The organism is Streptomyces sp. NPDC051940, assembly GCF_040680895.1.
In the GTDB taxonomy this organism is placed as follows: Bacteria; Actinomycetota; Actinomycetes; order Streptomycetales; family Streptomycetaceae; genus Streptomyces.
On the sequence record NZ_JBFAXR010000005.1, the window covers coordinates 123,140 to 138,402 of the forward strand.

The following is a 15,263-nucleotide window of genomic DNA, read 5'->3' on the forward strand; positions in this document are numbered from 1 at the left end:
GTCGTCGTCGCGGTCACAGCACGATCCCCTCTCCGGCCCGGTGGCAGGCGGCCAGCCCGTCGCCGTGTACGGCGAGCGCGGGCGTCTCCTCGGTGCAGCGCGGCAGGGCGAGCGCGCACCGCGCGGCGAAGGCGCACCCCGGCGGCGCCTCGGCGAGCGAGACGGGGCGGCCCGGGATCGGGCTGGGCGGCGCGGCGTCCGGCTCGATCCGCGGGGTGCTGGCGAGCAGGCCCGCCGTGTACGGATGGCGGGGCCGGTCGAACAGCTCGTCGGCGGACCGCGTCTCGACGATCCGGCCCGCGTACATCACGTACATGCGGTCGCAGACGGCGGCGGCCAGCTCCAGATCGTGGGTGACGAAGAGCATGCCGGTGCCGCGTTCGGCGCGCAGCCGGGCCAGGATGCCGATGATCTCCGCCTGGGTGGTGACGTCCAGGGCGGTGGTCGGCTCGTCGGCGATCAGGAGGTCCGGTTCGCCCGCGAGGGCCGCCGCGATGACCACCCGCTGCAGCATCCCCCCGGAGAACTGGTGCGGGTGGCGGCGCAGCGCCCCCCGCGGATCGCGGATGCCCACGGCGTCGAGCAGCTCGACCGCACGGGCGGTGGCCGCGGCGCGCGGGGTGCCGGCGGCGCGCAGCCCCTCGGTGAGGAAGTCGCCCACGCGCCGCAGCGGGTTCACGGAGGCGCGCGGGTCCTGGTAGACCATCGCGACCCGCCGCGCCCGCAGTTCGGCGAGCGCCGCCCGCCCCAGGTCCAGCACGTCCCGGCCCGCGACGCGCACGGCGCCCTCGGCCCGCGCACCGGCGGGCAGCAGCCCGAGCGCGGTGCGGCAGGCCATGGACTTGCCCGAGCCGGACTCCCCGACCAGGCCGACGGTCTCGCCGGGCAGGACGCGCAGGCCGACCCCGTCGAGGACTGGCCGGGCGGCGTGCCCGCCGGCCAGCCGGACGGTCAGCCCGTCGATCTCCAGGGCGGGCACGGCGGCTTCGCCCGTACGGACCGACTCGGCGCCCTTCTCCGTACGGACGGACGCGGCGCCCTTCCTCGTACGGACGGCAGGCGCGCCCTGCTCCGTACTCCTGCTCTCCCGCGTGCTCAAGTCACCGCTCCCGCTTCGAGATCCGGTCGGCGAGCCCCTCGCCGACGATGCCGAACGCCACCACGGCGAGCACGATGCACACACACGGTGCGAGCGCCGGCAGCATCGCCCCCTGCTGGATGGCCGACTGCCCTTCGTTGATCATCGCGCCCCAGTCCGCGGTCGGCGGCTGGACGCCGAAGCCGAGGAAGGACAGCGCCGCCAGGTCCATCAGCGCGTACCCGAAGTTCATCGCGGACTGCGCGAAGACGGTCGGCGCGATGTTCGGCAGCAGGTGCCGCAGGCAGATCGTGAGGCCGGACCAGCCCTGCACGACGTACGACTCGATGTACGGACGGGCCTTCTCCTGCCGGGCGATGCCCCGCACCAGCCGCCCCACGTACGGCGTGTACGCCACCGCCATGGCGATCACCGGGGCGGTCATCCCGGGCCCGGCCACCGCCACCAGCATGATGGCCAGGAGCAGCCCCGGCACGGAGAACACCAGGTCCATGGACCGCGACAGCAGCATGTCGATCCACCCGCCGCGCCACGCCGCGGCGACGCCGACCAGGGTGCCGAGGACGGTCGAGACGGCGACGACGACCAGCGGGCCGAGCAGCCCGGTCCGGGCGCCGTGGACCAGCCGGGAGAGGATGTCGCGCCCCGACTGGTCGGTGCCCAGCAGATGGTCGGCGGAGGTGCCGGCCAGGTTGGCGGAGAGGTCCAGCACCTCCGGGTCGTACGGCGAGATGACCGGCGCCAGGACGGCGGTCAGGACCAGCAGCGCCAGGACGGCGACGGCCGCCGTGAACAGCGGCCCCTGCCCGAGCACCGCGAGCCCGCGCAGCCCGGGTCTGCGGCCCAGGGCGGCGGCCGGCGCGGTGGGGGGTGCGGTGAGCGTCATGAGGTGCCCTCCCCGTGGAGCGAGAGACGGGGGTCGATGAGCGGCGCGAGGACGTCCACGACCAGGTTGACGAGGACGAACGCGGCGACCGTCAGCAGCGTGATGGCCTGGACGACGGCGAAGTCCCGGGCCGTCACCGACTGCACGAGCAGCGAGCCGATGCCCGTCACGTCGAAGGCCGTCTCGACGATGGACGTGCTGACGAGCAGGCCGGCGAGCATGGTGCCGCCGACGGTGACGACGGGACCGAGCGCGTTGCGCAGCACGTGCCGGCGTACGACGGTGCGCGCCGGCACGCCCCGGGCGCGGGCCACCTCGACGTGGTCGCGGCCGAGTTCGTCGAGCATCGCGGAGCGGGTGACCCGGGCCAGCAGCCCCGCGAAGGTCACGGCGAGGGCGAAGGCCGGCAGCGTGAGGTGGTACAGCCGGTCCGCGAGACCCGAGGGCGTGCCCCCGGGTCCGGGGAACCAGCCCAGCTGGACGGAGAACAGCGACACCAGCCCCATCGCGCTGACGAAGGACGGTGTCGCCGTCGCCACGCCCGTGCCCACCAGGACCGTCCGGTCCCAGAACCCGGGCCGCAGCGCCGCCAGCACCCCGGCGCCGACGCCGAGGAGCGTCACGAGCAGCGCCGCGTAACCGATCAGCAGGGCGGTCCCGGGCAGCCGCGAGCCGATGAGGCCCGCGGCGTCCTGGTGGAACTGGGCGGAGCGCCCGAAGTCGCCGTGCAGCACGCCCCCGAGCCACTTCCCGTACTGCACGGGCAGCGGGTCGTCCAGGTGGTACTGGGCGCGCAGCGACGCGACGGTCTCGGGGGTGGCCGGGCGGCCGTGCAGCAGGAACGACACCGGGTCGCCGGGCGCCAGATGGACGGAGCCAAAGACCAGCACGGACGTCGCGAGGAGCACGGCCACCAGGCCGGCGGCCCGGCCGAGCAGATAGCGCGTCATCACCCCGCCGCTCCGACGGTCGCCGCCCACGGGTAGTACAGCTGCGCGATGCCGGTGATGGCGCCGGTGATCCGCTCGCCGAGGTAGACGGTGTAGGGCGCCTCGTACAGCGGGATGATGGGCAGTTCGCGCACCGCGATGCGCTGCAGTTCGGCGGTGAGGTCGGCGCGGGCGGCGGCGTCCGGTTCGGCGTTGGCCTTGTCGAAGGCGGCGTCGTACTCGGGGTTGGACCAGTTGCCGTAGTTCCCGAAGTCGCCGGTGCGCAGGTACTGGTAGAACTCCAGCGGGTCGGGCGTGTTGTCGTAGCCGTTGGTGACGACGAGGTCGAGGCCCTTGCGGGCGTTCGGGTCGACGAAGATGCTGCTGTACGCCTCCGGGGCGACCGCCTTCAGCTGGACGTCCAGGCCGATCTGCCGGCCTGCCGCCTGCACGGCGTTGGCGACGACGCTGATCTCGGGGGCGAGGGAGCTGGTCACCATGGTGACCTTCTTGCCCTTCGCCCCGGCCTCCTCGATGAGCTTCTTCGCCGCCGCGAGGTCGTACGCGGGGTCCGGCAGCTCCTTGTAGTACGCGTCGGCACGGTCGCCCGTCAGCGCCCACGCGCCGCGTGCGGCGGGCGCCTTGGCGGGGACGCCGATCCCGCCGGCGGCGGCCTTGATGATGCCCTTGCGGTCCAGGGCCAGGGACAGCGCCTTGCGGACCTTGAGGTCGGCCAGGGTGCCCTTGAAGTCGAGGACGGCGAGGTCGGCGGCGGCGGTGTTGGGCCCGTAGAGGAGCCTTCCCTTGCCGCTGCCGCGCAGCTGGTCGAGGGAGGAGGAGGGCAGCAGGTAACCGCCGTCGGCGGTGCCGGTCAGGAAGGCGTTGGCGCGGGCGGCCGGGTCCTCGACGAAGGTGAAGACGACCTTCTCCGACTTGGGTGCCAGCGCGCTGTCCCAGTAGTCCCCGAACCTGGCGAGCGTGATGCTCTCTCCCTGCTTCCACTCGGCGACGGAGAACGGGCCGGTGCAGTTGGGGTTCGCCGCGGGGGTGCCGTAGTCCTTGCCGGCCTTCGCGAGGGAGGCGGCGGACTCGATGGTGCCCGGGGAGGCGGCCATCAGCTCGGCCAGCAGGACGTCCGGCTTGTTGAGCTTGACGGTCACCTGGAGCGGGCCGGTCTTGTCGATGCTCGCGACGTTCTTGAAGGCCGAGCCCCACGCCGACCCGGTGGCCGGGTCCATCTGCCGCTTGAGGGAGGCGACCACGTCGTCGGCGGTCATCGTGGTGCCGTCGTGGAACTTCACCCCGGAGCGCAGGTCGTACACGAGGGTCCTGTCGTCGGGCCGCTCCCACTTCTCGGCCAGCCCCGGCTCGATCTTCATGTCCGGGGTGATCCGCAGCAGCTGCTCGCACACGTTGGCCAGCACGGTGTTCGGCGGGTAGTCGAAGGCGAGCGCGTAGTCGAGGGTGTACGGCTCGGCGTACAGCGACCAGGTGAAGGAGTCGAGCGAGCCCTTCGCGGCCGGGGAGGTCGCGGTCACCTGCCAGGAGGGGGTCGCGCCGCCCTTCGGGGTGTCGCGGTCGGTGGCGCCGGAGCAGGCGGTGGCGCCGGCGGCGAGAGCGGTGCACAGGAGGAGCGCGGCGGTTCTGGACGTACGCATGGGGACCACCCCTTTACGGGAGTTGTGGCGGGGAGAAGGGTGCGGGGGGTGTCGGGCCCAGGGGGCCTACCAGGGACGGGGCCGGCGGGTCGCGGCGGCGGATGTTCAGGCGTGGTGCACCAGGGCGCCTCCCACGTAGGTCTGCTCCACCCGGGCCTCGGCGATCTCCCCGGGCGGGGCGGTGAAGATGTCGCGGTCGAGGACCACGAGGTCGGCGAGGTTGCCGGGGCGCAGGCTGCCGCCGTCGTCCAGGCCGTTCACGTGCGCGGTGCCGGCGGTGTACGCGGCGACGGCCGTCGGCAGGTCCAGCCGCTGCTCGGGGAGGAACACCGGGCCGTCGGCCGCCCCGGGGTCGCGCCGGTTGACGGCGACGTGGATGCCGGCGAGCGGGTCGGGGCTGGAGACCGGCCAGTCGCTGCCGGCGGCGAGGGTGGCCCCGGCCCGTACGAGCGCGGCGAACGGGTACTGCCAGGCGGCGCGTTCGGGGCCGAGGAAGGGGATCGTCAGCTCGTCCATCTGCGGCTCGTGCGCCGCCCACAGCGGCTGGATGTTGGCGATGGCGCCGAGCCGGGCGAAGCGCGGCAGGTCCTCGGGGTGGACGACCTGCAGATGGGCCAGGTGGTGGCGGTTGCCGCGGCGCCCGTTGGCGGCCACGGCGGCCTCGACGGCGTCCAGGGCCTCGCGTACCGCCCGGTCGCCGAGGGCGTGAAAGTGGACCTGGAAGTCCAGCGCGTCCAGCTCCGCCACATGGCCGCACAGCGCCTTCGGGTCGACGAAGCTGAGCCCGGTGTTGGCGGTGGCGTGGCCGCACGAGTCCAGGTAGGGGGCGGTCATCGCGGCGGTGAAGTTCTCGGCGATGCCGTCCTGCATGATCTTCACCGAGCCGACGCGGAAGCGGCCGTGGCTCAGCTCGCCGCGCAGTGCGGCGAGTTCGGCGATCTGCTCCGCGCCGCGCTCGCGGTCCCACCACAGCGCGCCGGTGACCCGCGCCGTGAGGGAGCCCTCGCGGGCGGCGGCCAGATAGGCGTCCGAGGGGTCGGGGCGGCCGTTGAACGCGCCGAGCAGGGCGTCCTGCCAGCCGGTGATGCCCAGCGAGTGCAGCAGCTCCTGCGCCCGCTTCAGGCCCGCCAGCCGGTCGGCGAGGCTGCTCGCCGGCACCAGCCTGCCGACCAGCGCGGTGGCGCCCTCCTGCAGCATGCCGCTGGGGGTGCCGTCCGGCTCGCGCTCGATCCGGCCGTCGGCGGGGTCGGGTGTGGCCGCGGTGATCCCGGCGAGCTCCAGCGCGCGGGTGTTGGCCCAGGCGCCGTGGTGGTCGCGGTTGGCCAGCAGCACCGGGCGGTCGGGCACCAGGGTGTCCAGCAGCTGCCGGGTGGGCAGCCCGCCGTCGAAGCTCTCCATCGACCAGCCGCCGCCGGTGATCCACTCGCGGTCCGGGTGGGCCTCGGCGTACGCGCGGATCAGGGCCGCGTACTCCGCGACGCCGACCGTGCCGCTCAGATCGCACTCGGCCAGCTCCATCCCGCCGTACACGGCGTGCACATGGGCGTCCTGGAAGCCCGGCAGCAGCAGCTTGCCGGTCAGGTCGACGACCTGCGTGCGCGGGCCGATCAGCTCGCGTACGCCGTCGTGCCCGACGGCGGTGATCCGCCCGTCGGTGACGGCGAGCGACGCGGCCCGCGTGCGGGCGGGGTCCGCGGTGAACACGGGGCCGCCGGTGAAGACCAGATCGGCGAAGGGCATGTGGTGCTCCGGGAGTTTCGGGGAGGGGAAAACGGGGTGGTGGACCGTCATGGAAGCGCCCGGCCCGTTTACACGTCAATGCTGTTGTCATAAGGTCCGGGGGCATGGCAGATCGTGTGGTCCCCGAGGGGCGGCGGCAGCGGCGCAGGCCGACGAAGCAGGGCGCCGTGCTGTCGCAGGAGCTGATCGTCGAGACGGCGCTGCGGCTGGTGGCGCAGCACGGCGCGGAGGCGCTGTCGGTACGGCGGCTGGGCGCGGCGCTGGGCGCCGACCCGTCGGCGCTCTACCGGTACTTCCACAACACCGACGACCTGCTGCTCGCCCTCGCGGACGAGCTCATCGGCCGGGCGCAGGAGGGCTTCACGGCCACCGGCGACTGGCGCGCCGACCTGCGGGAGATCGGCCACCGCGTGCACCGGCAGCACCAGTCCAACCCGCAGGCGGCCCTCCTCGCCGCGCACCGCACGACGGGGCGGACGCACGAGACGCTGGCCGTCGAGTCGATCCTCGGCATCCTGCGCGGTACCGGTCTGCCCGATCCGCTCGCGGTGCGGATGTACCACGCCTTCATCGACCAGGCGCTGGCCTTCGCGGCGCAGGACGCGGCGGCCGCGGCGCTCCCGCCGCCGGCCCAGGAGGCGGACCTCCAGGTCTGGCACGCGGTGTACGGCCACCTCCCGGCGGACACGCACCCGCATATCGCGGCCACGTTTCCGCTGCTCGCGGCCGATATGCGGGGCAGCGGTTATCCGTTCGCCCTGGAACTGCTGCTGGACGCGATCGCGATGCGCGTGGCGGAGGTGGGGCGGGGGGAGTAGGCGGTCACCCGGCGGCGGAGTCCGCGGGCACGTCCAGGTCCGTGTACAGCAGATCGTGGTCGGAGTGCGGCGTGTGCCGCACGTGGTGCCCGAGCGCGACGACGTCCCGCAGGAAGACGTAGTCGAACTTGGCCTGCCAGTCGGTCGTCGTCTCACAGATACCGAAGCCCGAGGGACGGCACTGCGGATCCGTGTCCGTGGCCAGCGCCCACATCGGGCCCAGCTCCGGGGAGTACGGCCGGGCGTTGAAGTCGCCGAGCACGATCGCGCGGTCGTACCGCCCGACCTCCGCGGCCAGCACGCCGATCTGCCGCGCCCGGACGCCTTCCTGGCGCCGTTCGGCGAGGTGCGTGTTGAACACCCGGACGGACCGGCCGTCCACCTGAGTGGTGACCGCCAGGTACCCGCGGTCCTCGGACCCGCCGTCGGGGAACTCCACGTTCCTGCGCTGGGTCATCGGCGCCGCCGACAGCAGCGCCTGGCCGTAGGCCCCCGGCCGCCACGGCACTCCCCCGCAGCGGCCCAGCTTGCGCAGCACCGCCCCGTACTCGACGTGGTAGACCAGCCCGTAGAGGCTCTCCAGATAGTCCCGGATCTTCTCCACGTCGCTCACGCACGCCTCCTGCAGCCCCACGACCTGCGGGGCGTACGTGGCGATCTCCGCAGCCCGCCCGGCGTTGTGCCCGCTCCCGCAGGGGTTGCAGATGTTCCACGTCATGACCCGGTTGGGCACCACCCGCCCGGGGGCGCCGGCGGGCAGCGCCCTGGTGTACGGGGCGCTGCTCGGCGCGCTGGGGCCGAGGATCACCACACAGACCAGGATCAGGATGCCCGCCGGCCACCGCACGCCCCTCCCGAACACCATCGCCTCCCCGAAGCGGCTGCGGACAGCCCCACTTGGCCTCTTTGGTTACGAGGCTAAGGGACCCGTTATAAACAGCGCATAACGCGACCGCAGTCCCTCGGGCAACGCGCCGCCCGGCGCCCGGAGTCGTCACTCCGGGGCCGGGCGGGCCGGTGCGGGGCGGGCGTCAGTCGACGGGCACCACCCACACATCGGCGATCGAGGGGTCGTAGTCCGCGCCGGTGTCCTGGAACCGCAGCCGGACGGTGCCGTCCGAGGTGGCCGCGGAGGGGTCCACCACGAACTGGTGGGTGATCGTGCCCTGGCCGCCCTCGGTCCGCCTCAGGTCGACGCTGTGTGCGACCTCGCCGTCGACCCGCACGTCGTAGGTCTTGCGCCGGGCGCCGTCGAAGGTCTCGACGACACGGATCACGAAGCGGCCGTCGGCGGGCACCGCCGCGTCGAACTCCATCCAGCCGCCCGGGTAGGACGCGTGGGTGTAGCGGCGGGTCAGACCGGCCTCGGTGCTGGTGCCCGAGTGCTCGGACGCCGTCAGGCGGTGCGCGGACTCCGACGCGTTGTCGCCCAGGTCGATGTGGTCGACCGGGTTCGCGGGCGGGGTGGGCAGGGTGACGCCGATCGTGCCGGTCGCCTGCTCGGCCTCCGTCGGGCCGGTGGCCGCGGTGACGGTGGCCGCCCGCTGGACGACGGTGAGCGGCACCGTGACGGCCGTCTCGACGGTCGCCTCCTGCCCCGGGTCCAGGCGGTAGCCGACCGGATCGGGCACCGGCCAGCCGTCGGGGAGGGCGAGGGTGAGGTCGCCGGTCTGGACCACGCCGGTGCGGTTGGTCAGCACGGTGCTGACGGTGGTCCGCCCGCCGGCGGCCGCCGGGTCGGGCGCGGCGGTGACGCTGCCGATGGCGACACCGGGGGCGACCAGCAGGCCCGCCGACACCGGGAGCGTCGCCGTTCCCTCGCCGTACTGGTAGGACACCGAGCCGGTGAGGTCGGCCGTGGCCGCGGGCGCGCCCGGCGGCACGGTGACGTCGTAGGCGTGCTCCAGGGTGCTCTTCGCCGCCGCCGTGGACGGGTGCGTGCCCGCGGGCTTCACCGTCCAGCCGTCGGGTGCCTTCAGGGTGGACTCGGCGCCGGTCAGCGGGCGTTCGCCCGTGTTGTCCAGCGCCACCTTCACCCGGACGACGTCGCCGGGGAGGATCTCACCGGCCGGCACGTCGAGGGCCGCGACGGCGCCGACGAGCCGCGAGGAGGCCCGGGAGAGGGTCCGGTCGATGTCCGCGAGCGCGCCGCGCAGTTCGCCTGCCGCCGCTGCGCCGATCGTCCCCTGTGCGGCGTACGTCCGGATCCAGCGGTCCAGGTCCGCCGCGGCCGCGAGCGCACCGTGCACCTTGACGGCGGTCTGGCGCTCGTCCGCGTCCTCGTCCCGCAGCCGCCACGCGGTCGCGAGGTCCCCCCGCATCACCCCGGCGCGCGCCTGGAGGTGGCGCTTGGCGTCCTCGCCCGCCCCGGGGACCTGCAGGGCGTCGACGGCGTCGGCGAACGAGGCCGCCCCCGCCCGGGCGGAGCCCAGGTCGCCGAGCACCGGGTCGACCGCGAACGTGTAGTGGCCCGAGCCGATCTCCAGCACCACGTCCTTGCCGCGCTGCCCGGCGTACTTCACGTCGTCGACGTCGCCGAGGGGCCGGCCGCCCTCGGTGACCGCCCAGCGGTTCGCCGCCGGGACGCGCACCTCGGCGGTGGTGTTCGCCGGCACGGTCACGTCCAGCGTCATCGGGCCGTCGGCCGTGCTCCACGCGCTCCGCACGGTGCCGTACGGGGTCTCGTGGCTGAAGTCGACGCGGTCGACCCCCTCGCCCGGCTCCGGGGCGATGAGGACCTTGCGGTAGCCGGGCTCGGCCGCCGAGACGCCCGCCATGGTCCGGTACATCCACTCGCCGACCGCGCCGTACGCGTAGTGGTTGAAGGAGTTCATCCCCACGTCGTTGAAGGACCCGTCGGGGTTGATGGAGTTCCACCGCTCCCAGACGGTGGTCGCGCCCTTGCCGATCTCGTAGCCCCAGGACGGGTAGTCCTCGTGCTGCAGCAGGCGGTACGCGATGTCGGAGCGGCCCGCCTCGGTGAGCGCCGGCAGCAGTCCGTCGACGCCGAGGAAGCCGGTCGACAGGTGGTAGTCGCGGCGCTCCAGGGTCTTCACGAACTTCCCGACGAGCGCGTCCCGGCGGTCGGCGGGGGCGAGGCCGTTGGTCAGGGTCAGGATGTACGACGTCTGGCTGTCGCCCTTCACGGTGCCGTCGGCCGCGACGAACGCCGCCTGGTACGCCGACCTGATCGCCTCGTAGCGCTGCTGGTACGCCGCCGCGTCCGCGTCCTTGCCGACGGCGGCCGCCATCTGCGCGAACTCACGGGTGCTCTTGGCGACGAACGCGGTGTCGATGACGTCGGCCGGGGTCGCGTCGTCGAGGTTGAGCCAGTCCAGATAGCCGCCGGCGGAGCGGATGTGGCCCGTGGAGTCGGCGTCGAGGAAGTCGACGTACCGCTTCATCATGTCGTAGTTCTCGCGGATGACGTCGGTGTCGCCGTACGCCTGCCACACCGTCCACGGCACGTGCACGCCGGCGTCCATCCAGCCCGCCGACTCGTAGCCGCCGTCGAAGCGGCCGGGGACCACGGGGGCGACGCCGGGCAGCGAGCCGTTCGTGCGCTGGGTGTCGCGCAGGTCCTGCAGCCACTTGGTGAGGAAGGACTGCGCGTCCATGTTGTAGACGGCGGTGCGGGCGAAGACGTTGATGTCGCCGGTCCAGCCCATGCGTTCGTCCCGCGCCGGGGTGTCGGTCGGGATGGACAGGAAGTTGCCGCGCATGCCCCAGACGATGTTGCTGTGCAGCTGGTCCACCAGACCGGAGCTGGTGTCGAGGCTGCTGGTGAGGTCGCCGTCGGTGCCGACGACCACGCCGGTGAGGTCCTCGGCCACGGGGGCCTCGTCGACGCCGGAGATCTCGACGTACCGGAACCCGTGGAAGGTGAACGACGGCTCGAACGTCTCCCGTTCACCGGTGGCGAAGGTGTAGTGGTCGGTCGCCTTCGCGCTGCGCAGGTTCGCGGTGTACAGCGTGCCGTCGGGGTTGAGCACCTCGCCGTGCCGGACGGTCACCGTGCGGCCGGGCGCGCCCTTCAGGGTCAGGCGTACGTGGCCGACCATGTTCTGGCCGAGGTCGTAGAGGTAGACGCCGGGGGTAGGCGAGGCGATCCGCTTCGCGGTCCGCAGCTCCTGGGTGACGCGTACGTCGACCGCGGTCTGCGGTTCGAGGACGGTGGTCGGCTCGTCGCGGACGGCCGCCGCGGTCCAGGCCGTGTCGTCGAAGCCGGGCTTGTCCCAGCCGGCGACCTGCTTCGCCACGCGGGCGTCGTAGTACTCGCCGTCGAGCAGGTCGGCCTCGCGGACCGGGCCGCCGGTGGTGGTCCACGTGTCGTCGCTGCGGATCACGGTGCTCGTGCCGTCGGTGAACTCGACGAGCATCTCGGCGATCACCGAGTTGTCCCGGCCGTAGACGTCGGTGCCGAACATCGCGACCTTGCCGCTGTACCAGCCCGGTGCGACCTCGGCGCCGAGCACGTTGGCACCCGCGCGGAGCTGCCGGGTCACGTCGTACGTCTGGTAGTCGACGCGCTTGTCGTACGCCGTCCAGCCGGGGGCGAGTTCGGCGCTGCCCACCCGCTCGCCGTTGAGCCGCAGTTCGTACACGCCGCGCGCCGACGCGTACACGCGGGCCCGCGCGATCTCCTTGCCGCCGAGGTCGAACTCCTTGCGCAGCAGCGGGACCGCCTCGTCGCGGCGCAGCCACGCCTCGCCGCCCGCGCTGTCGACGCGCAGGCCGTCGGCGGTGACGGTGCCGGACGCGAAGGTGCGGTCGCCGGCCGGGAAGCCGGTGTCGACGAGGACGGTGCCGTCCTCTCTGGTCACCTTGACGTCGCGGACCAGGCCGCGCTCCGCGCCGCTGGTGCGGAAGCCCATCGTGCCTGGGCCCTTGAACGTCGCGTCGGTGCGCCGGTCCAGCTGCGCGCCGTCGACGGTGGTGGTGATGGTGTCGCCGTCGACGCTGATCGCGTAGTCGTGCTCGGCCGCGAAGTCGAACCCGGCCGGGAACGGCGTCGCCGCCAGGACCGAGTAGCCGCCGTTGCGCTTCACATGCGGGCGCAGCGCGTTCGCGTCGTCGCTGATCTGCCACATGTAGGCGTTCTCGGTGTCCTGGCCGCGGAAGTAGACGCCGAGCGCGCCGCTGATGCCGGAGGCGGTGAACTCGACCGTGTAGTCGGTCCATTCGGCGCCGAGCTCCGGCGTGTCCGCCCCGATCCACTCGCCGGCCCACGGCCGGTCGCCGAGGCCGGTGCCGAACCGGGCCGGCTCGCTCCACGCGGAGGCGGTGCCCTGGTCGTCCCAGACCCGCACGGACCAGACGTAGTCGGTACGCGGCCGCAGCGCCGGTCCGCCGTAGCGGACGCCGACCGACTCGCGGGAGGTGACCTTGCCGCTGTCCCAGACGTCGGGGTCGGCGAGCCGGCCGGCCGAGGAGGCGACGCGTATCTCGTAGGCCCGCTGCGTGACGCCGCGGCGCTCGGAGTCGAGTTTCCAGCCGAGGGCCGGCGCGCTCAGCGGGATGCCGAGCGGGTCGTCGAGGGCGTTGGCCGTCAGATCGCCGACGCTCGTCGCGGGGGCGGAGGTGGTGGCGGGTGGACTCGCTGCTGTCGCCGTCGCGGGTGCCAACGCGACGAGGACTGATGCGGCGACCACGGCGGCGAGGTGCTGACGCACGGACGCTCCTTTGCGGGTTGTGAATCGCTTCAACCACACTGTGGGGCGCACAACACCGTCCTGGCAACGGTTTTGACAGGCCGATCTCCCAATGATTTGAATCGCTTCAACTGAAGGGCGCGCGCAGGTCGGAACCAGGCGGCTCGCGCCGTGTGAATCCGGGGGCTGCTACCGCGCTTCTCGGCGTTCCCGCCACTCGCGCTCGAACGGGAGCCGCCAGGCGTGCGGTCCGATCAGCTGGTGGATCGCGTTCGGCCCCCAGGTGCCGGGAGCGTAGGGCTTCACCGGCGGCGGGTCCTCGAGCAGCAGCGCCGAGCGGTCCCAGAGCGACTCGATGCCCTCGGCGGTGGTGAACAGCGTGTGGTCGCCGCGCATCGCGTCCAGGATCAGCCGCTCGTACGCCTCCAGCACGTCGCCCGCGGTGTCGGTCTCCTGGGTGGAGAACTGCATCGACAGCTTCTCCAGCCGCATGCCGGGGCCGGGCCGCTTGCCGTAGAAGGACAGCGACACCCGGGAGGAGTCGGCCAGGTCGAAGGTGAGGTGGTCGGGCCCCTGGGCGCCGACGCCCGAGCCGGCCGGGAACATCGTCTTCGGCGCTTCCTTGAAGGCGATGGAGATGATCCGCATCCCCTCGGCCATCTTCTTGCCCGTACGCAGATAGAACGGCACGCCGGCCCAGCGCCAGTTGTCGATCCCGACCTTCATCGCGATGAACGTCTCGGTGTCGGAGTCCCGCGCGACGCCCTCCTCGGCCCGGTAGCCGCTGTACTGTCCGCGCACCACGTGCTCGGGGCGGACCGGCAGCATCGAGCGGAAGACCTTGTTCTTCTCCTCGCTGATCGCGCGGGGTTCCAGCGCGGTCGGCGGTTCCATCGCGACGAACGCCAGCACCTGCAGGACGTGCGTCACCACCATGTCCTTGAAGGCGCCGGTCGGTTCGTAGAAGGTGGAGCGCTGGTCGAGGCCGAGCGACTCCGGGATGTCGATCTGCACGTGGTCGATGAAGTTGCGGTTCCAGATCGGCTCGAACAGGCCGTTCGCGAACCGGAAGGCGAGGATGTTCTGGGCCGCCTCCTTGCCGAGGAAGTGGTCGATCCGGAAGATCTGCGACTCGTCGAACGTCTCGTGCACGAAGCCGTTCAGCTCCACCGCGCTGGCCAGATCGTGGCCGAAGGGCTTCTCCATCACCACCCGGGCCCGCTCGACCAGGTCCGCGTCGCGCAGCATCGTGATCACCGCCCGGGCCGCCCGCGGCGGCACCGACAGATAGTGCAGCCGCCGTACGTCGGGACCGAGCGCCTTCTCGGCGGACTTCACCGCCGTGGCGAGCGCCTCCGGTCCGGCGCTGCTGGAGACGTACTCGAGCCGGTCGGCGAACTGCGCCCACTGCTCGTCGCTGATCCCGCGCATGCCGAACGTCTCGACGGCCTGACGCGCCCTGGCCCGGAACTCCTCGGTCGTCAGCTCGTCCGTCGCCGTACCGACGATCCGCACGTCCGGCGCGAACCGGGACTGCTGCAGATAGGCGAGCCCGGGCAGGAGTTTGCGCTTGGCGAGATCCCCGGTCGCGCCGAACAGCACGATCACGTGCGGGGCCAGCGGCTCGGGTGCGTGCCGCGGCCCGCGGGGCGGCTCTGCCGGATACGCGATGGTCTGCGGACGCGAGTCAGCCATGCCCGCCAGTCTAGGCATGGGCCCGCCGTCTTACGCCAGGTATCGCGCGGCACGGCCTGACAGTCGGGGCTCCGGGGCTCCCGGCCTACTTGGCCGCCCAGAGGCCGCGGACGTGGCGGATGTGGCGGGTCATGACCTCGCGCACCGCCGCCTCGTCGCCGGACAGCAGCGCGTCCAGGATCTCCAGGTGCTCCTCGGCCGAGGCCAGCAGCCGGCCCTCCTCGACGAGCGAGGTGAGCCCGTACAGCCGGGCGCGCTTGCGCAGGTCGCGGACGGTCTCGACCAGATGGGTGTTGCCGGCCAGGGCGAGCAGGCCGAGGTGGAACCGGGTGTCGGCCTCGACGTAGGCGACGAGATCGCCGGCCGCGGCGGCCTCGACGATCTCCTGGGCCACCGGCCGCAGCGCCTCCAGGGAGTCCCGGCCGGCGGTCCTGGCCAGCTCCACCACGGTGGGGATCTCGATGAGCGCGCGGATGTGGGTGTACTCGTCGAGCTGCTTCTCGGAGACCGCGGTCACCCGGAAGCCCTTGTTCGGAACCGTGTCGACGAGCCCCTCCTTGACCAGGTCCAGCATCGCCTCGCGCACCGGCGTGGCCGAGACGCCGAAGCGCGCGGCGAGGGTCGGCGCCGAGTACACCTCGCCGGGGAGCAGCTCCCCGGCGATCAGCGCGGCCCGCAGGGCGTCGGCGACCCGCTCCCGGTAGCTGCGCTTCCGGCCCCCCAGGGCGGGCAGGGCCGGCGCCCCGGCGGGCGGGCTGGGCTGGGCGGCGGCCATGGGCTGTCTCCT

The 15,263-nt window shown here is 73.1% G+C and carries 10 protein-coding genes; 1 reads left to right on the forward strand and 9 read right to left on the reverse strand.

Annotated features, from left to right (window positions below; translation table 11 throughout):
- Positions 1 to 13: 13 nt before the first annotated feature.
- The 5 genes from AB0M28_RS04200 to AB0M28_RS04220 all read right to left on the reverse strand — a co-directional run bounded on the left by AB0M28_RS04200 (position 14) and on the right by AB0M28_RS04220 (position 6,312).
- A complete protein-coding gene (locus AB0M28_RS04200; protein WP_365397484.1) occupies positions 14 to 979 on the reverse strand; it encodes an ABC transporter ATP-binding protein in 966 nt (321 codons plus the stop codon).
- 121 nt (positions 980 to 1,100) lie between these two features.
- Complete coding sequence (locus AB0M28_RS04205; RefSeq protein WP_365397403.1) at positions 1,101 to 1,985, reverse strand: ABC transporter permease; 885 nt, start codon at positions 1,983 to 1,985, stop codon at positions 1,101 to 1,103.
- Positions 1,982 to 2,935, reverse strand: a complete 954-nt coding sequence (locus tag AB0M28_RS04210) for an ABC transporter permease (RefSeq protein ID WP_365397406.1) — start codon at positions 2,933 to 2,935, stop codon at positions 1,982 to 1,984. Before AB0M28_RS04210 ends, AB0M28_RS04205 begins: the two co-directional genes overlap by 4 nt.
- Positions 2,935 to 4,572, reverse strand: coding sequence for an ABC transporter substrate-binding protein (locus AB0M28_RS04215; RefSeq protein ID WP_365397409.1), 1,638 nt, complete (start codon positions 4,570 to 4,572; stop codon positions 2,935 to 2,937). Before AB0M28_RS04215 ends, AB0M28_RS04210 begins: the two co-directional genes overlap by 1 nt.
- Positions 4,573 to 4,677: 105 nt before the next feature.
- Positions 4,678 to 6,312: an amidohydrolase gene (locus AB0M28_RS04220; RefSeq protein ID WP_365397412.1), complete on the reverse strand. Its 1,635-nt coding sequence runs from the start codon at positions 6,310 to 6,312 to the stop codon at positions 4,678 to 4,680.
- A 104-nt stretch (positions 6,313 to 6,416) separates the two neighbouring features.
- On the opposite strand from AB0M28_RS04220, the gene AB0M28_RS04225 reads away from it, so the two are divergent.
- Positions 6,417 to 7,130 (forward strand): helix-turn-helix domain-containing protein, encoded by a 714-nt coding sequence (locus AB0M28_RS04225; RefSeq protein WP_365397414.1) that lies wholly within the window; start codon positions 6,417 to 6,419, stop codon positions 7,128 to 7,130.
- A 4-nt stretch (positions 7,131 to 7,134) separates the two neighbouring features.
- Here the strand turns inward: AB0M28_RS04225 and AB0M28_RS04230 are convergent, their stop codons facing one another.
- The 4 genes from AB0M28_RS04230 to AB0M28_RS04245 all read right to left on the reverse strand — a co-directional run bounded on the left by AB0M28_RS04230 (position 7,135) and on the right by AB0M28_RS04245 (position 15,251).
- The gene (locus AB0M28_RS04230; protein WP_365397417.1) at positions 7,135 to 7,995 is read right to left on the reverse strand and encodes an endonuclease/exonuclease/phosphatase family protein; all 861 of its coding nucleotides are present in this window, start codon (positions 7,993 to 7,995) and stop codon (positions 7,135 to 7,137) included.
- 166 nt (positions 7,996 to 8,161) lie between these two features.
- Positions 8,162 to 12,802, reverse strand: a complete 4,641-nt coding sequence (locus AB0M28_RS04235) for a family 78 glycoside hydrolase catalytic domain (protein ID WP_365397420.1) — start codon at positions 12,800 to 12,802, stop codon at positions 8,162 to 8,164.
- Positions 12,803 to 12,970: 168 nt separating this feature from the next.
- Positions 12,971 to 14,476 (reverse strand): glucose-6-phosphate dehydrogenase, encoded by a 1,506-nt coding sequence (zwf, locus tag AB0M28_RS04240; protein WP_365397423.1) that lies wholly within the window; start codon positions 14,474 to 14,476, stop codon positions 12,971 to 12,973.
- A gap of 85 nt (positions 14,477 to 14,561) precedes the next feature.
- A complete protein-coding gene (locus tag AB0M28_RS04245) occupies positions 14,562 to 15,251 on the reverse strand; it encodes a GntR family transcriptional regulator (protein ID WP_365397426.1) in 690 nt (229 codons plus the stop codon).
- Positions 15,252 to 15,263: the final 12 nt, after the last annotated feature.